This window comes from Zooshikella ganghwensis, assembly GCF_018263875.1.
GTDB classification, from domain to species: domain Bacteria; phylum Pseudomonadota; class Gammaproteobacteria; order Pseudomonadales; family Zooshikellaceae; genus Zooshikella; species Zooshikella ganghwensis.
This window is the reverse complement of sequence record NZ_JAEVHG010000002.1, coordinates 437,809-456,438: the sequence shown is the minus strand read 5'-3', so window position 1 is coordinate 456,438 and position 18,630 is coordinate 437,809. Positions and strand designations below refer to the sequence as shown.

Below are 18,630 nucleotides of genomic sequence, written 5' to 3'. Positions count from 1 at the left end.
TCTAAAAATGTACTTTTAGATAGTGTGAAATTAAAAAAGGAATGCTAAATGGCTGCGTTGGATAATACTAATCGCTTGACTGAAGCGCCGTTAGGTCAGGTGTTAAAAAGTGCTATTGATGGTATTGCTGAAGCGTATCAAAAACAATTACCGACAGAAAATAATACTCAACATAAATTTTCGTTAGAACAAGCTGAAATAGATCTGGCAGTTGCTTTATCTATACAAGAGCTAGCAGATACAGGGTTGTCAAACCCTGTTAAAACAGATATTCAGCTATTGGCGGCTCCCCTTAACCCTGATATTTGCCAGCAATATGGTTGTAGCCCAGGTGCGACCAGTCGTATTACGGCAAATTATCAGAAAACAACTTTATCAGGTGAAGAAGTTAATCAATATAAGCAACGTACTCAAAATGAGGTTAAGCAATGGCATGATATGATTCGGGATTTTGCTGCAAACAACAATGCCAGTGAATTAACGATAGCGATGTTACAAGGACTATCAATCAAAAATTTACAGGCTAATTGGTTGGAATATTATCAGCAAACTATAGCAGGGGTAACACCGGCTAATGTGGACACCCTTGAAGGGATTCAACAATTAATCGATAAAACCAATGCCAGACGACAGTTAATTCGTTTTCATCAGCTAGGGGTAGCGAACGGATTACGTTTAGCCATGTTAACCACGGCAGGGGTTAAACATTGTTCTGAGCAAAATCAAGCTGCTTACCAGCACTTAGTCGAAACGAGTAGCGAGTTGGATAATATCAATGACGGTGAGCTGTTTGTTAATAAGCTGCAAGCACTAGTGCTAAAGCGTAATTTTACTATTATACAGCAATTTGAGGCTGAATTTATTGGTAAAAATGCCACCAAACTTACTGCAAGCCAGTTAACAAACAGTGGTATTTTACGGGTTGTTGAAGATAATTTACTAACCTACCGCACCAGTATTAGCCAAGATCGTCGTTGGGCTGATGAGGAGCCTACTGCCCTGCTAAAATTGCAAAACAGAATTGATCGTATTAATTTAAGTTTGTTGCGTGAAGCCAGCTTTTCTTCGCAAAACAGCGGGCAAGAAAGTTTATCTATGCCTCAACTGGCTAGTACTCAGTTAGAGCGGCTTATTGATGACTTTATCCCCTTTTACAACAATATCCTGAATGAATCGAGTGCGGGCACTGGAGCATATCAACCAAAATCTAAACTATTAATTGAAAAGTTGAAGAATTATCGGGTTTTATTAGCTGGGGATAAGATTGCAGAATATTTTTCAGGTATTGGACAAATACCCTTAACCCCTCCTATTGAGTTACAACACTTGGTAGATGCATTAAATGGTGAGCTAATTACCACCCAATCGGAAGTAACAATAGCGCAGCTTCAGCAGGCAGGTATCGCTGATGAGTTGTTGATATCGACTTATTTACCTTTTTATCAACAGGCTCTGAATCAAGCATCAGTTTTATTTAACGAGATAATGAGTGATAACACCGTTGAACGGTTTGGCTTATTAATCCGTAGAGAAAATAGATTGGCTGAATTAAGGCAAGCCCGTTCAGAAGGTGATAGGGAACGCTTACAAGTATTGCTATTGGCCTTATCTGAGGAACAATTACACTTACCTGCCCAACTATGCTTGCAACGATTAGAAAAGTTAAATGACCTGCCATTAGCAATTTATCATGAAGTTATTTTCGCTTTTCAGGCTGGCTTTCCTGCTCGCTTAACTGATTTACAAAACTTAGTAGACCGAACGAATGCACTGATTATTGATGAAGCCAAATTAAGTGGTTATTTAGAAACATTGACGGACTATCAAGATACAGCAATTCAAGATTATTGGCAGGCATTATTAGCGAAACCTCAGGGACAATTGACCTTGCTTCAAACCTTAGTTAATCAAGTCAATGCATTGAATAACCTGGCAACCATGTGGCGTGCTGGTCGGTTAACGGAATTGACCATGTTATTACTGCATGAAACCGGTGTTGAAGCACTCAACACTGATCGTCTAGAGCAATATCGCTTTACCTTTGAAAAGTCTGCCTTATGGAGTCAATTAACCGCAGGCTTTAATCAATTGCGTAGTTTATTTAATAATAATACTTATCAAGCTATTCAAGGATTGATTACAATAACCAATGCAGTCATTGAAAAAACAGTTACGCTAGAACATTTAAAAGCGGTTGGTATTGAGCGATTAATTATCGAAAACAAAGCAATGTATCTTGCAAAACTTAATACACTGACTGAGGTTGATTTGGCTCTTGTGCAAAGCACTATTGATGAAATTAACTTAGCACAGGTATTAGCTTATATCGGTAAGGATACAAGTGATATTGAGCCTTCGTTACTGGTTAGTCAATTAAACGGTATTGAAAATCTAACCGTTGTAGCGGCGAATAGTACTGACTATGTTTATGGAATAAGTGATCCTACCATTGTGGGTATTGAGCCAGACGATATTAAGGATAACTTGAGTTTACAACGTTGGCTGCAAGCTGTGAACTCACTGGTAATGATTCGTCACTATCGTCAGCAGGGTAATTTAACAGCGTTGACAGTAGATGACCTATACCGTGCTAATATTCAACAAGTTGAACCCAACTATTTACCTCAATATAAAGCGGCTATTGCCCAATCGCTGTCGACTGTACATCGTGATCAGTTACAAGCTCTAATTTATCAAGTAAATAAAAACCAATAATTACTCTTCGTGAATGATTTTTAGGCTTTGTTGTCTTCTTTCTTGACCACCCATGGATGGTGGAAATGCAGTTAATGCAGGCTATTAACTGTCACCCCAGTCACTTAGTTTTGTCTAAGCTCTTGGGGCTTCATCTCTTGACGGCCTCGCCTAAAGAACCCTTCACTATGAGTATATACTATATTATTTTTTCTCTGAAAATGAGTAGTGATAGGTGTCGCTATGTCAAAAGTTATTAATTTTTTAGCGGATAGCTTTTTAAAGCTGCCTGCTGAATTAACCTTAACCCAGCAAGGATTTTTTACTTTAGAGTTATGGGCAAAATTAGCTCCAGAACAGGAAAGTGATAAATTATGGCTATTACATAAAGCTAATCAACAAAAAATACAATACGGCTTACAAATTATTCTTGAGAATAATATTGCTAAGTTACAGGGCTATTATGCTGAAAATGGTGTTATCAGCGAGACACTAACTGTTGATAGCCAACAATGGCATCATTATGTACTACAGGTGAGTTATGATGAAGCAACACAACAGTCAATGGCTAACCTGTATGTTGATGGCCTACTAATTGAAACCACCAGTGCTCTAGGGGAGCCAGGCAAAACTCCTAATGTGAGCGAACCGTTAGTGATTGGCGAAGATTTTATTGGGCAAATAGCTGAGGTGAGAGTTTGGAATGAAGCCAGGTCCGAAAGTCATATTCGCTCCAATCGTGTACATCCATTGACGGGCTATGAGTCGGGTTTATTAGCCTATTTACCTTTACACCAAGGTCATGAGTACCTTGTAGAAAAAGTAAGTAATACCCGAGAAATAGCAGCATTTAATATCAACTCACTCACGGAAGCATTTCCAATTCATTTGGCTACTGAGCCTTGTGTTCAGTTTGACCGACCAAAGCATTATGGGCTGTTGCCGGAAATAACTAATTTCCCTGATACCCGTTTTACTTTTGAAGCATGGATCAAGACGACTAACAGTAGCGACAGTTGTGTTTTGTTTGAGTACCGTGGAGCAGGAGAGAGTCAGCCTACAGTTACGCTGAGTAATGCTCATCGTTTAACGGTGACAATCATAGGAGAATCAGTATTTCATTCTGATGGGTCAACCCAAACGGTTAAAGTCGATGATGGTGTTTGGCATCACCTGACAGTGAGTTGGGATGCGTTAACTGGTGTACTATTGATTTATGTAGATGGTTTAGTTGCGATTAAAAACACAGTCGCTAGAGGTAAATTGCTGCCACAAAAGGGTATGCTTACCATAGGGCAAGCCACTAATATTGTTAACCCGCAACCACCCGATCAAACACCATCAGCCTTTAATGGGCTGTTTGCTGATATTCGGCTTTGGGATACGGTAAGAAGCCAACAAGGAATCATCAATGATCGTTTTTACCGTTTAACAGGCAAAGAAGTTGGTTTAATAGCCTATTGGCCACTGAATGATGGACAGGGTAACCAGGCAAAAGATTCTAATAGTAACAGACCTGCATTATCGTTAATTGGTGCTGATCTATGGATAGCAGCAGATTTATGGATAAAATCTTCTCTCATTAAACAACTTTATGAGTTGAGAGATAAACAGTTGAATGATGATTGTTATGATTTAAAAGAAAAAATCAAACAATTAGAAGCAGAAATTGCTCGATTGAAACAAACGCAACCCACAGAAATCTCTGTTGAAGCACTTATTAATAATATTTCTGAACAAGTAGCTGAAGCGAGAAAAGCCGCGAAGCAAAATAGAGAGTATTATCTAGGTAAAGTCACCATGAATATTAAAGCTGTACCAGTAGCCGGTGATACAGATCAAAAGGTGATTTTACCGAATAAAGAAGATTTAAAAAGTATGTGTGATGGGGTGTTGAGTGATATCTCAATCGAGTTAAACCCACAGTATACTCTTCGCGAATAATATTTTGGGTTTGTTGCACCCATAGGGCATCGAGATCTTCATTCCTAATCACCTATTACTTATAGGCTCATGAGGTTCCTCATTTGACGGCCTCGCCTAAAATATCCAGTAACACATTTTTAGAAATTAAAGGCGTTACCGCAAGTTTTACAGTAGTAAACTTGCCCTTCGCTTTGGATAAATAAGGTAATTTTCACTATGTCTGACAACCCTTACGATATTGATTACGATGTGCCGGAAGCCTTAGCAGCACGATTAAAAAATTATCAGCTAACTAATAAAGATATTGAATATATTAGTCACCATTTAATGGTGGCGATTAGTAGTCGAGCTAAAAAAAATGGTGGTGAAGAAGATTTTCAAGCCAATCAATTATTATGCAACATATTGAAAGTCATTGGTGATACGACAATCCAAGGTGGTTTAGTCCTAGTAAATGGCCATAAAATAACCGCTTTTAGTGATGAATCCTTAGATGTAGATGCTTCTACGGAGAGAGTACCTACTCAGCAAGCAGTTAAAACTTATGTTGATACCCTAGCTAACACCAAAGCTAATAAGGCCGGTGATGCCAGTCAAGACTTTGCTGCTAACCATCTAAATGCTGCAGGCAATATGTCAGTATCTGGTGATATTGCTATAGAAGGTGATGCAAACTTTGCTAAGTCTGTTTTAGTCAATAAAACCTTGACGGTGGACCAGGAACTAACAGCGAATGATCTGTTGGCCTGTGAAAAAGATGTAAGTATCAAAGGTAACCTGGTGACTACAAATGCAACAGTTGATAGCCATCTACAAGCACAGAGGTTAACTGTTACTGAAGATTTAGCCGTGCAAGGTAATGAAAGTATTGAGGCCAATCTATCAGTGGCGAAGGGGCTTTCAATTGGTGAAACAGTCACTTTGGGTAGTGGGCCAGTTATCAATAAGATTTCTCTAGATGGAAGCTTATCTACTAATAGTGATACTCATTTACCAACAGAAAAAGCTATAAAAACTTATGTTGATACACAAGATGGAATCAAAGCCAATATGGCTGGAGATATCGATCAAGATTTTTCTGTGCGAAGACTAACTACAAGTGAAGATATTTTTTGTAAAAAAAATGCTACTATAAGAAATAGTTTGAGTGTAGAAAGCGCAGATATTAATCAAAGATTAAATGTAGGTTTAATTAATGCTAATGGCATAACTATTAGTGGCGATGAAGCGGTAAGTGGAAGTTTGTCTGTGGATAAGACTCTCATTATAGGTGAGACATTTTCTATAGATGGTGGGCCTGCGATTAATAAAATTTCAAGCGTTTCGCCTACTGATAGTGCTAATAATAGCACTATACTTACAGAGTTTGCTATAAAAGCTTATGCTGATACAAAAGCAGAGATCGAGGGGAGCCTTCAACAACGTTTTAATGCAAAGAGTCTATTAGTTGAAGAAAATATTAAAGTTAATCAAGATGTTGAAATTAATGGTAAAATAAAAGCAGGTGAGTTTGTTGGCATACCTTTAAATAATGTTGTTTTTTTTGAAAAGCCAAAACATATTATTCTTCTAACTGATGAGGGTAATAAGAAATTTGAGGATAAAGAAGTGCCTCAACTGCCTGCTAAATCTAAGGCTCTCCTTGTTTCTATAACGACTTACTCAGAAAAAGCTCAAGGTTGGTTTGTGCATGGATTTGGGAGGAAACATAGCACGCCATCTGAGTTAAGAGAATTCAGGATAACGGCTTCTTATTTTTTATATGATATAACGCTTAGCCACTTTGGCAACAATAATAAGAACCAGGCAATGTTTCATGGTACACAAGTAATACCTCTTAAGGATAATAATACATTTGATGCAGAGTTACTGTTAACTCCGGATACTAGTAATAGACAACCAAGATTTTCAGGAGATAAACATTCTGTGATAATCCAGGTTGTTGGATATTTTGAATGATGCTTAAAATTTTGTAAAAACTTATTATAGCTGATTCGGGATGATTATAAATGGCAAAGCGAACTAGATTAGAGTTAAAAAAACTATTTAAAACAGGTGCTCGTCCAACAGAGTTAGACTTTATTGATGTGTTTGACTCATTGTTAAATGTGCAAGATGATAAAATAGAAAAACAACCAGATGCTTCACAACCGCTAAAAATCATCGCAAGTGGTGAGCAGCAAAATATTTTTGATTTTTACGACCAGCAAGGTTCACATAACTGGCGTATCAATCAATACCCAGATTCTAGTCAAGGGAAGCAATTTGCTGGCTTTAATATAGAAGATGGTCAGGCACAAACACGGTTTTTTATTGAACAAGATAATGGTCATATCGGTCTAGCAACCACTTACCCAAAAGCCAGACTGCATGTGGTAATGGAAAGTAGTAGTGGTGATGTTTTTCGCATAGATGATGCAGGGATTAATGCCGCAGGTGATAATGATGCAACCCCCTTTGTCATTAAAAATAATGGTGATGTAGCGATTGGAGCAGAAGAAAGTCAAGGGGCAAAACTGTATTTAAATGGATCACTGCAGGTTGTTAATGAGGAAAAGCAAGCGACCTGGTTTCATATTAATGAAGATGGCGCTATAGCTGTAAATGGAAAAGCGACAAAAGCCGAGCCTCATGTGGATATTAATGGAGATGTAGAGGTTAATGGTAAAATCGTTGGTGATGGTTCTCAGGTTACAAATTTAAATGCTTCAAATCTCTCTGATGGCACAATTCCTTATAATGTATTAGAAAATTCAGGACTAATAACAAAACAAGAAGTGGGTGATTTAGTGTTTTGGTATGGGGCAAAATATGGCTTACCCAAACCTGACTATTATTGGCCATGTGATGGATCAATAATTGATCATGAGAGGGCACACCCAAAACTAAAAGGTAAAAGAGCACCTGATACAAGAGGAAGTGTAATAGCAAATACTGATAGTACTCATAAAAATAATGATAAACACGGAAGACAAAATGTATATCTCTCGTCAAGTAATTTACCAAAAGTTAAAAGAAGCGTTACAACCGGTAAATTAACCCCAAGTGGAAGTATTTCAATTGATTATGGGTATGCTACAAAAGCAAATGCCTATGTTTGGACAATGAAGGATACAAGTGGTAAATACATTGAAGAAGGTGATGATAAAGGTGGTGATGGTTACTATTATGCGATGCAAAGTGGGCGACATCCTGGGACTGATAGTACATGGCATTCACATTCTGGTAGTTTTACGGGTAGTGAAGGAAGCGTTAGTGGTCAGACATGTAATCTTAATCCAGGTGATCAGACCTCAGTTGACTTATATCAGCCTACAATATATTGCGAAGAGTATATCGTTATTTATTAGTAGACTCTGTAATTAAAAGAAATCTTATCTTATATAAGGTGGCTTTATTTGTAAAAATGCTATAAGGGTGGTGTGTGGATAAGGTGAGTTATTTAATTGATTTAGACAACGTAGGTTTTATAATTAAGTCGGTTGAAGTATAGAGTAGTTGGTTTTACTTATATATGAAGTGTTGTTTGACAAACTAAGCCTTTTTTCTTTTTTTATAATTTCTTTTTGGTTGTTTTTTGAAACCTTGGCCTTTCCCTTTTAGCTGGCTAAAAGCACGCACATCTACCTGAGTTATTAGTTGATGAAGAGTGTTTGTCATCGGCTCCATAAAGCGTTGATAGCTAGTTTCTTTGTTGCTGATAGACGTCAGTTGCGATTCCCACTGAGCTGTCATATCTGGGGTAGTAGCAACTTCCGGTAAGCTTTCTATGAGTTGCCGTCCAGTCTCGGTCGAGCGAATTTGTTTGCCTTGTCTGGTTAAAAACTGCCTTTTAAATAATAACTCAATGATACCAGCACGGGTGGCTTCGGTACCGAGGCCATCGGTTTCTCTTAATATTTTTTTGATTTCCGGGTCTTTTACAAAGCGGGCAATACCTGTCATCGCTGACAGTAATGTAGCATCAGTAAAAGGCTTGGGGGGCTGCGTCATGCGTTCGGCCAGCTCACCTTGTAGGCACTGAACAATATCACCTTTTTTTAAGTTAGGCAGTTTTTGTTGTGTTTCTTGATCGTAGGTAGTTTCACCTTCTTTAATTTCACTGCCTTGTTCATTGAGATTATTTTGATTATTTAGTTTATCGCTTGTTTTTTCGTTATTTTTTATAAATAATTTTTTCCAACCTAAATCGACGGTTTGTCTTGCTGTTGCGACAAACTTCCCGCCGCTGATTTCTACTTCTATTTTTCGGTCATCGTATTGCCATGCTGGATAAAACTGAGCGAGATACTGTTTTGCTATGAGTTCATAGATTTGCAATTCGCTTTTAGCTAGACGACTTGGGTCGAGTTTCCGCTCAGTTGGAATAATGGCATGATGCGCTTCAACTTTTTTATCATTCCAGGCTTTGCTTTTTAAACTTAAGTCAGCTTCGTTTGTAGCTGTTCTTAATGTTTCGCATACATGATGAATGGCTGCAGTGACAGTATTTATTTGGTTTAAATGCTCTTTAGGTAAATAACGACAATCGGAGCGAGGGTAAGTAATCAGCTTATGTTTTTCGTATAAATCCTGGCAGGTACTCAACACCTGTTGGGCATTTAAGCCATAACGTTTGGCTGCATCAATTTGTAAAGCGGATAAGTTATAGGGCAGGGGAGCGGCCTGTTGTTTACGTTTTTTTGTGGCAGCGGTAATTAGCCCTGGTTGGCCGGTAATCCGTTTGACGACAGTTTCAGCCAGTTTTTTGGAAAGTACTCGACCTTCTTCATCTTGATAAGGCTGGCAGGCTTCGCTGGGTTGCCACTTGGCTCTAAATTGTTCGCCTTTTTCTGTTTCTAGTAGCGCAAATACTTCGTAGTAGGGCTTTGGCTCAAAGTTTTCGATGGTTTGATCGCGCCGAACCACTAAACCTAGCAAGGGGGTTTGGACTCGACCAACCGATAATACGCCTTGATAACCTGCCTTTCTCCCTTGAATAGAGCAGACCCGACTCATATTAATACCATATAACCAGTCAGCTCTAGCCCTAGCCAGGGCTGAAGTTGCTAAGGGTATAAAATCTTTGTTATCGCGCAAACTCGCCAGTGATTTACGAACAGAGTTTGGATTTAAATCACTAATAAGGCAGCGTTGGATGGTTGAGCGTTTGGTTGCAGGTATACCAATGAAATTAATTACTTCATCCACCAGAATTTGGCCCTCTCGGTCAGGGTCACCAGCATGGATGATATGGTCTGCTTGTTTTATGAGCTTACGTAACACACCGAGCTGCTTTTTGGTGTTTGCTTTAGGGACCAGTTGCCATTGGCTTGGAATAATGGGAAGGTGTTCTAGTTTCCACTGTTTGTAGGCTGGGTCATAGACATCAGGTTGTGCCTGCTCTAGTAAATGACCAATACACCAACTGACGTAATCGCCATTGCCAACTTGAATATACCCTTCTCCTTTTTGATGGGGCTTGGGGAGCACATCGGCAATGGCTCTGCCTAAACTGGGCTTTTCGGCAATAAACAGGCGCATAGGGTGTATCTTGCATCACTTATTAAACTGTTGATTTGTACAGTATGCTACCAGTTTGCAGGGTAAAGACCAAGTTAGGCTATTGTTAATGATCTGTCTTGTAATGAATAGCGACTTCTGCAGAGTTTAAGTTCTTGGATGAATTCATCAATATTCTATGTCATGATTGGCAATGACCTTATATTCTCTGCCCAGTAATCAAGGAGTGGATATGTAAAAGGGTTTGTATAATGGCTGAATATATACCCAATACGAATGGTTTTTAGGTGCGGCCATCGAGTGACGAAGCCCCATGAGCCTATATTAATAGGTAATTGGGATGAGGAATGAAGATAACAAAACCTAGAAATCACTCGTGAAGGGTATAGGTATAGGATGGCTAGGAATAGGAGAATTACACCTTCATCAGCCAGTGCCTTCAGCATTTTAAATGCGTTCTTTTATGCTGAATGGATAGCATATGAATAATGGAGTTTATTTTTATGGCAGTAACTGTTCCTTGTCTGAATAAGGATAATTTAATCATAACACTCCCTGATCCTAGTGAAGCTAACATTATTTTGCAGTATTACATGGATAATCGTGATCATTTAGCTCAATGGGAGCCTAAGCGGGATAGTCATTATCATACCTTTCAAGCTTGGCAAAGTCGTTTACGGTTGTATTTGGCTGATTATAGTTCCGGTCGAGGAGTATACTGGTCAGTATTTGATGGAGAACGTAAACGGATTTTGGCGGTTTGTAATTATAGTAATATTGTCCGTGGTGCTTTCCAGGCATGCCACTTAGGTTACTCGGTAGATTATCGTTACCAAGGGCAGGGGCTGATGTTTAAGGTGCTATCAAAGACCATTGAATATATGTTTAAAGAACATAAACTTCACCGGATAATGGCAAATTATATTCCAGAAAACAAAAGAAGTAGGCGTCTTTTACAACGCCTTGGTTTCGAAAAAGAAGGGTATGCAAAAAAATATTTGAATATTAATGGTCAGTGGCAAGATCATATATTAACTGCAAGAGTTAATGAGCAGTGGAATATATAGTGTTGATTTGACGTTTCCTATTATTGATCAAGATACTATAGGTTTTGTGGCAATTGTAATTTCTCCAGGCAGATACATAGTGCTTGATTCTGTAATTTTATCTATTTTGATGCGTTTGTTTTTTAACAGTGTTTTTGCTTGCTGTTGAGCGGTAAAAATGTCTTTAATCGCGTTTGGGGTGGTGGGGAAGTATTCTTTTTTGACAATGTCAGAGTGAATAGAGTAGTCAAATGTTATTTCACAGCCTATTGAGGTAAAACCCACTTCATGTAATAAAGAGTATAGTTCGTGGCGTAGTAGAAAATAACGATTTGTAACAGAGTCTGTTGCGCCGATAAGGTTATCTTTTATTCTCGTTATTTGAGTAAACTCTTCACGTTCACGTTGATTACTGAATAGAAACCCCAGGTTTATAAATACCCCTCCTGGCTTTAGCACATTAAATATACTTTTATAAAGCTGGAATTGTTTGGCAAATGGTATTTCGTGATTACCACTTTTTATCACAACTCGATCAAAATAATTTGCAGCTAATGCTTGCTGAGAAATGCGGTCGCTCATAGTAAGGACATCGCCATTAATAATGTTCACATTAGCTTCGTTAAAGGTTGTACGTGCCAATTCAGTTTGAACGGATGAGTATTCTAGTAGTGTGAAAGAAGGTAATTTAATGTTGTGATGGTGGCAGTAGCTCATCATTCGGTGGGTTAAATTGCCATTCCCTGCCATGGCATCCAAAACATGTTGAGCATTGTTGAGGGATATGAATTGAAGAAACTGGTTTAAAAATGCTTCATCAAATCCATTAATTTGATCTTGATTATAGGAGCCAACGCGGTCAAATGCAGAAAGGTTTTTTTTAATTAATACTGAGGTTTCTTCACTCATAATGTGCGATTTCCTTATATTCCCTTCACGAATGATTTCTAGGTTTTGTTATCTTCACTCCTCACCCTAATCACCTATTAATATAGGTTCATGGGGCTTCGTCACTCGATGGCCGCACCATCTGCATTAGAAGACATAGGATAGTCTTCTAATGCAGGATGAAAATTAACGCTTTACCGATTAAGACAACTTTTGCTGTAAAAGCTGATTTACCTGTCCTGGGTTAGCACTGCCTTTCGAGGCTTTCATAACTTGCCCCACAAAGAAGCCAATCATTTTCTTACGTTTGGCATCATCCGCTGCTTTATATTGCTCAACTTGTTCAGGATGCTGGGCAATAATCTCATCAACAATAGCTGCAATGGCATTGGTGTCGGTGACTTGCTTTAATCCTTTAACCTCGATCACCACATCAACATCATCAGCACCTTCCCATAGTGCCTCAAATGCAGCTTTAGCGCCTTTACCATTAATGGTTTGATCTTTTAAGCGGCTAAGTAATTTGGCTAAGCGATCTGCAGGTACTGGGCTTTCTGTAATCTCCAGGTTATTTTTATTTAGTCTTGCTGCTAATTCACCCATCATCCAGTTGGCTGCCAGTTTGGCATCATCACACTGCGTTGCCACTTGCTCAAAATATTCTGCTGTTTCTCGCTCTTCCGATAAAATCGTTGCGTCATACTCGCTGAGTTTAAACGCATCCATAAAGCGTTGGCGTTTTTGTTCTGGCAACTCAGGCAATCCATCTCTTATAGACTCCAAGTCTTCATCAGTAATGACGACGGGCAATAAGTCAGGACAAGGGAAGTAGCGGTAGTCATTGGCCTCTTCTTTACCCCGCATGGAGCGAGTTTCATCACGCTCGGAGTCATAAAGGCGGGTTTCCTGCACAACTTTATTACCGGCCTCAAGTACATCAATTTGTCGCTCTATTTCATAGTTAATGGCTTTTTCAATAAAGCGAAATGAGTTGACGTTTTTAATTTCGGCACGGGTACCTAAAGTGGTTTCACCTTTGGGACGAATCGATACGTTAGCATCACAACGCATGGAACCCTGAGCCATGTTGCCATCAGAAATCCCCAAGTAACGAATCAGGCCATGGATATACTTCAAGTAAGCCACTGCCTCCTTGGCTGAGCGAAGATCTGGCTCAGACACAATTTCCAGCAACGGTGTGCCTGCACGGTTTAGATCAATGCCGGTCATACCATGAAAGTCTTCATGGAGCGACTTACCTGCGTCTTCTTCCAGGTGAGCACGAGTCACCCCAATGCGTTTAATTTCACCACTTTCTAAAGGAATATCCACATAGCCTTGTCCCACAATCGGTAAATCCATTTGGCTGGTTTGGTAGCCTTTGGGGAGGTCTGGATAAAAGTAATTTTTACGGGCAAATATATTGGTTTGATTAATGTGAGCATGTATACCCAAGCCGAACATGACGGCCATGCGAACTGCTTCAGCGTTCAGTACAGGGAGTACACCAGGCAAGCCTAAATCCACTGCACAGGCTTGGGTGTTTGGCTCTGCACCAAAAGCAGTGCTGGCGCCTGAGAATACTTTTGACTTAGTTGCAAGTTGTACGTGAACTTCCAACCCAATAACCGCTTCCCATTGCATGATTGCTATAACCTCGTTGTTTACCTTGTTGATTAGTCAAGTGCCGCAGGGCGTTGGCGGTGCCAATCGGTGGCTTGTTGGAATTGATGGGCAACTTGCAGTAGTTTTGCTTCAGCAAAGTAGTTGCCAATGATTTGCAAGCCTATGGGTAAACCATCCACCAAACCGGCTGGCACTGACATAGCAGGCAAACCAGCCAGGTTAACTGCGATGGTATTAATATCTGAGGCATACATAGCAACGGGGTCATCCATTTTTTCGCCAATATTAAAGGCGGTAGTGGGTGCTGTTGGGCTCATAATGACGTCTACGTCATTAAATACATTCGTAAAGTCCTGTTTAACCAGGCGACGAATTTTTTGGGCTTTAATGTAATAAGCATCGTAATAGCCAGCTGATAACGCATAAGTGCCGACTAGAATACGACGTTTAACTTCAGCACCAAAACCTTCACCACGACTACGTTTATAAAGGTCTTCTAGATCTTTTGGCGCTTCGCAGCGATAACCATAACGAACACCGTCAAAGCGTGATAAGTTGGAGGAAGCCTCCGCCGGAGCAATGACGTAGTAGGCCGGTAGTGATAAAGCGGTATGCGGCAGGCTGACTTCTTTGATGGTTGCGCCAAGTTGGCGATAGACGTCAAGTGCAGCATGAATGGCTTTGCTGACATTACTATCAATACCCGCTGAAAAGTACTCTGTTGGCAGCCCTATCGTCAGACCTGTCAGTGGCTGATTAAGTGACTCAGTATAGTCAGGTACAGGTTGATCAACACAGGTTGAATCCTTGCTATCAAAACCTGACATCACATTAAGGAGGAGTGCGGCATCTTCTGCAGTACGCGTCATTGGGCCTGCTTGATCTAAACTAGAAGCAAAGGCAATCATTCCCCAGCGAGAGATACGGCCATAAGTTGGTTTAATGCCAGTGATACCACATAGCGCTGCAGGTTGACGAATAGATCCACCGGTATCTGTGCCTGTGGCTGCGGGTGTGAGTTGGGCAGCTACGGCTGCTGCAGAACCACCGGATGAGCCTCCGGGCACACGTTTGATATCCCAAGGGTTACAGACTGAGCCAAAATGGCTGGTTTCATTGGATGAACCCATGGCAAATTCATCCATGTTGGTTTTACCCAAGGTGATAAAGTTGGCTTGACTGAACTTTTCGGTGACGGTTGACTCATAAGGCGCAATAAAGTTAGCCAGCATTTTAGAGCCACAGGTTGTTTTTATACCCTTGGTGCAGAAAATGTCTTTATGGGCAATAGGGATACCTGCAAATTGATTCGCTTGACCACTGGCTCTGAGTTGATCTGCCTGTTTGGCTTGATTCAAAGCGTCTTCTTCGTTAACCGTAATAAAACTGTTGTATTTTTTGTCAAGTTGATTAATTCTGGAGATATAGTGTTGCGTAAGTTCTACGCTGGAGAATTTTTTATCAGCCAGCCCATGAACCAGCTCAGCGATTGTCAGTTCGTGCATTGCAGCAATATCCTGTTGAACCATTAGCCTTTAATCATTAGCTGTCTGGAACAGTTTCTCATTGAGTGCTAGGCAGCGCCGAATTCACTCTATGAGCTACCCAACAAATAGGGTATGTAACAGCTAGATGCAAAAAAGTGATGGTTTATCTATCTTTGGTGTAGCGGTAAATACTTTGCGGTATTGTTAAATAGTATTGGTGTGGTTATTCGATAACGTTTTACTCGATAACTTTAGGCACCAGGTATAGCCCATTTTCGGTTTGGGGTGCCAGCTGTTGAAAGTGGTCACGCTGGTTAGTCTCAGTAACCTCATCACTACGCAAGCGCTGAACAAGTTCAAGCGGGTGGGCTAAAGGCTCGATATTGTCAGTATTGACAGCCTGCATTTGATCAACCATGTGTAAAATGTCTTTGAGGGTAGCGGTGGTGTTTTCAATGTCTTGTTCATTGATCGCGATGCGAGCCAAGTGGGCAATACCTTCCACATCTGAGCGGTCAAGCGCCATGAGTATCTCCACAAATTGGGTTGAGAATTGCTTATCATAGACAATTATACCTGCAGGCTAAAGTGAAAAGCATACAGATACAGTACAAAATAAGCAGTTTAATTTAGGGGTATTAATACATAATCTCAAGCCGAAAAATGTCTATACCTCGATGAATGTGTATTGAACTTGCTCAAACTTGCTGCCGTTGTTAGAGTTCGGCAGCATTGGTTTTAGTTTTTTTGTTGGGAAGATAGCGACGCATGCTAAAAAAATTACGGGGATTTTTTTCCAGTGACCTGTCGATAGACCTGGGAACCGCCAATACCCTCATTTATGTTCGCGACAAAGGTATTGTACTGAATGAACCTTCAGTGGTGGCTATTCGCCATCATGGCAACCAAAAGAGTGTTGCGGCCGTGGGGATGGACGCGAAACGAATGCTTGGACGGACTCCTGGCAATATCACGGCTATTCGGCCACTTAAAGATGGGGTTATTGCTGACTTTAATGTAACTGAAAAAATGCTTCAGCACTTTATTAATAAAGTACATGAGAATAGTTTTATTCAGCCTAGCCCCAGAGTGTTGGTGTGTGTGCCTTGCAAGTCTACCCAAGTCGAACGTCGTGCAATTCGTGAGTCGGCCTTAGGTGCTGGAGCACGTGAAGTATACTTGATTGAAGAGCCGATGGCGGCAGCTATTGGTGCCGGTCTTCCGGTAGAAGAAGCGCGTGGTTCTATGGTGGTGGATATTGGTGGTGGTACCACGGAAATCGCAATTATTTCATTAAGCGGTATTGTTTACTCTGAGTCAGTTCGAGTTGGGGGGGACCGCTTTGATGAAGCCATTGTCACTTATGTGCGTCGTAACTATGGCAGTCTCATCGGTGATGCCACCGCAGAACGAATTAAACAAGAAATCGCTTGTGCTTACCCTACAGAAGAATTACGTGAAATAGACGTCCGTGGTCGTAATCTTGCCGAAGGTGTGCCCCGTAGCTTCACCTTAAACAGCAATGAAATCCTTGAAGCGCTGCAAGAATCCCTGTCTGCTATTGTGCAATCTGTTAAAAGTGCGCTTGAGCAGTCACCTCCTGAGCTGGCATCCGATATTGCAGAGCGTGGTATGGTGCTCACGGGTGGTGGTGCATTACTCCGTGGTTTTGACCAGCTGCTTAGCGAAGAAACAGGTTTACCTGTGGTAGTGGCAGAAGACCCACTGACCTGTGTTGCCCGCGGTGGTGGTCGAGCGCTTGAAATCATGGATAAACATGCAATTGATTTGCTATCCACTGATTAGCTTGTAAGCTATTCCCCTTCATCATGGGGATATATAGTGCTAGGGCCTGTTAACACTAAAATATAGCTGCATGCTTGAGTGGGGCTGATGAACATATCTGGCTTCCCCACATCTCTGTAAATGAATTGCCCAATACCTTCTGATGCGGTATTGGGCTTTATTTGTTATTTTTTTGTGACATATAAGAGGTCTTTCTATTAAGTCGTTATTTGCTAAACAGCGGTCTTTGGCTACACGACTGTTTTTGTGTGTTGTGCTTTCCGTAGCATCAATGATCGTTGATCACAAATATAATTATTTGGACACTGTACGTGCATGGTTAACAGTGATTGTGACACCTATTCAGTGGGTGGCTGACATTCCTGCGCGAATGTGGGGAATGGCGGATAATGCACTACAGACGCGTGCTGAGTTACTGGAAGAAAATGCTCGCCTGGAAGCCAAAAATTTAATACTAGAACGAAAGTTGCAAAAACTGGCAGCGCTGACGGCACAAAATATTCGTTTACGTGAGTTACTAAACTCCTCTCGCTCCATTGATGAAAAAGTACTTATTGCTGAGTTAATGGGGATTGACCCTAACCCTTACACCCACCAGATTATAGTCAATAAAGGTTCACTGGATGGTGTCTATGTGGGCCAGCCGCTACTGGATGCTAAGGGGCTAATGGGACAGGTTATTACTGTCAGCCCATTTAGCAGTCGTATTATGCTGATTACTGATACTCACCATAGTATTCCTGTTCAGGTTAATCGTAATGGGGTTCGTGCTATTGCAGTGGGAACAGGTAAGCTTGATGAGCTGGAACTAAGGCATGTGCCGGATACTACTGACATTCGTCAAGGTGATATTCTGGTGAGTTCGGGGTTAGGACAAAAATTTCCGGTGGGTTATCCGGTGGGTGAAGTTATTTCAGTGGTCCATGATCCAGGTAAACCCTTTGCTGTAATTAAAGTAAGACCTGCCGCTAAGTTAGATCGTAGTCGACATGTGTTGTTGGTGTTTACCCATCATCAAACACAAGCGCTGACTGATGAGATTATACAGGAAGACCAACGTGACGCTGCAGAAAGCTAATCGCTCTTGGATAATTTGGGTCACGTTATTTATGGCCTATGTGTTGTGTTTACTGCCGATGCCTTCCTGGCTAGCCATTGGACGACCTGAGTGGTTAGCAATGGTTGTCATTTATTGGGGAATGGCCCTGCCAGAGCGTATGGGCATTTTCACCGCTTGGACACTGGGTATCTTGCTTGATGTTATGCAAGGTGTGCTGTTAGGACAAAATGCATTGGGTATGGTGGTTGTGGCGTATGTTGCATTACGTTTGCATCGCCGGATTCGGGTTTTTCCTTTATTGCAGCAGTCGCTTTTTATTCTGGTGCTAGTGGGTATTTATCAGTTGATTAGTTTATGGGCACGATCGGTTGTTGGTCGTATGCCACCTAATTTGTTGTTTATGATGCCTGCTGTGGTGAGTGCCGTATTGTGGCCCTGGTTATTTATTATTCTTCGAGATATTAGAAGGCGCTACAAAGTGTCCTAAGAATATTTTTTGCTGTGACTATGTCCTCTTAGCAAACAGCTTGCAACGCTAGGGTTAGCATTGCTAAGGCTAGGTATACGGTACATTTAGTATTGTCTAAGGGGACAT

At 40.8% G+C, this 18,630-nt stretch carries 13 protein-coding genes; 8 read left to right on the top strand and 5 right to left on the bottom strand.

The window, feature by feature from the left end; genetic code table 11:
• Nucleotides 1–48: 48 nt before the first annotated feature.
• From KHS79_RS05830 to KHS79_RS05815, 4 genes are all read left to right on the top strand, one after another.
• Nucleotides 49–2,715 (top strand): hypothetical protein, encoded by a 2,667-nt coding sequence (locus tag KHS79_RS05830; RefSeq protein WP_212717450.1) that lies wholly within the window; start codon nucleotides 49–51, stop codon nucleotides 2,713–2,715.
• A 222-nt stretch (nucleotides 2,716–2,937) separates the two neighbouring features.
• Nucleotides 2,938–4,638: a LamG domain-containing protein gene (locus tag KHS79_RS05825; RefSeq protein WP_212717449.1), complete on the top strand. Its 1,701-nt coding sequence runs from the start codon at nucleotides 2,938–2,940 to the stop codon at nucleotides 4,636–4,638.
• Nucleotides 4,639–4,836: 198 nt separating this feature from the next.
• The gene (locus KHS79_RS05820) at nucleotides 4,837–6,579 is read left to right on the top strand and encodes a hypothetical protein (RefSeq protein ID WP_212717447.1); all 1,743 of its coding nucleotides are present in this window, start codon (nucleotides 4,837–4,839) and stop codon (nucleotides 6,577–6,579) included.
• A 50-nt stretch (nucleotides 6,580–6,629) separates the two neighbouring features.
• Nucleotides 6,630–7,970, top strand: a complete 1,341-nt coding sequence (locus KHS79_RS05815) for a hypothetical protein (RefSeq protein WP_212717445.1) — start codon at nucleotides 6,630–6,632, stop codon at nucleotides 7,968–7,970.
• 184 nt (nucleotides 7,971–8,154) lie between these two features.
• Here KHS79_RS05815 and KHS79_RS05810 read toward each other — a convergent pair whose 3' ends face one another.
• Nucleotides 8,155–10,143 carry a DNA topoisomerase III gene (locus tag KHS79_RS05810; RefSeq protein ID WP_212717443.1) on the bottom strand — a complete coding sequence of 663 codons (1,989 nt, stop codon included), beginning with the start codon at nucleotides 10,141–10,143 and terminating at the stop codon, nucleotides 8,155–8,157.
• 482 nt (nucleotides 10,144–10,625) lie between these two features.
• Between KHS79_RS05810 and rimJ the strand changes: the two genes are divergently transcribed.
• Nucleotides 10,626–11,189, top strand: a complete 564-nt coding sequence (gene rimJ / locus KHS79_RS05805) for a ribosomal protein S5-alanine N-acetyltransferase (RefSeq protein ID WP_212717441.1) — start codon at nucleotides 10,626–10,628, stop codon at nucleotides 11,187–11,189.
• A gap of 27 nt (nucleotides 11,190–11,216) precedes the next feature.
• On the opposite strand, the gene KHS79_RS05800 is transcribed toward rimJ, so the two are convergent.
• The 4 genes from KHS79_RS05800 to gatC form a co-directional block, all read right to left on the bottom strand.
• Nucleotides 11,217–12,077, bottom strand: a complete 861-nt coding sequence (locus KHS79_RS05800; RefSeq protein WP_212717439.1) for a class I SAM-dependent methyltransferase — start codon at nucleotides 12,075–12,077, stop codon at nucleotides 11,217–11,219.
• 180 nt (nucleotides 12,078–12,257) lie between these two features.
• Entirely contained in the window at nucleotides 12,258–13,700 is a 1,443-nt protein-coding gene (gene gatB / locus KHS79_RS05795; RefSeq protein WP_212717437.1) for an Asp-tRNA(Asn)/Glu-tRNA(Gln) amidotransferase subunit GatB, read from the bottom strand.
• 32 nt (nucleotides 13,701–13,732) lie between these two features.
• The gene (gatA, locus tag KHS79_RS05790; protein ID WP_212717581.1) at nucleotides 13,733–15,187 is read right to left on the bottom strand and encodes an Asp-tRNA(Asn)/Glu-tRNA(Gln) amidotransferase subunit GatA; all 1,455 of its coding nucleotides are present in this window, start codon (nucleotides 15,185–15,187) and stop codon (nucleotides 13,733–13,735) included.
• Between the two features lie 220 nt (nucleotides 15,188–15,407).
• Nucleotides 15,408–15,695 carry an Asp-tRNA(Asn)/Glu-tRNA(Gln) amidotransferase subunit GatC gene (gene gatC, locus KHS79_RS05785; protein WP_027707860.1) on the bottom strand — a complete coding sequence of 96 codons (288 nt, stop codon included), beginning with the start codon at nucleotides 15,693–15,695 and terminating at the stop codon, nucleotides 15,408–15,410.
• Between the two features lie 242 nt (nucleotides 15,696–15,937).
• Here gatC and KHS79_RS05780 point away from each other — a divergent pair, with 242 nt between their 5' ends.
• From KHS79_RS05780 to mreD, 3 genes are all read left to right on the top strand, one after another.
• The gene (locus KHS79_RS05780; protein ID WP_027707861.1) at nucleotides 15,938–16,975 is read left to right on the top strand and encodes a rod shape-determining protein; all 1,038 of its coding nucleotides are present in this window, start codon (nucleotides 15,938–15,940) and stop codon (nucleotides 16,973–16,975) included.
• 181 nt (nucleotides 16,976–17,156) lie between these two features.
• Nucleotides 17,157–18,053 carry a rod shape-determining protein MreC gene (gene mreC / locus KHS79_RS05775; RefSeq protein ID WP_084611181.1) on the top strand — a complete coding sequence of 299 codons (897 nt, stop codon included), beginning with the start codon at nucleotides 17,157–17,159 and terminating at the stop codon, nucleotides 18,051–18,053.
• Entirely contained in the window at nucleotides 18,034–18,522 is a 489-nt protein-coding gene (gene mreD, locus KHS79_RS05770; protein ID WP_027707862.1) for a rod shape-determining protein MreD, read from the top strand. Before mreC ends, mreD begins: the two co-directional genes overlap by 20 nt.
• The last annotated feature ends 108 nt before the right edge of the window (nucleotides 18,523–18,630 follow it).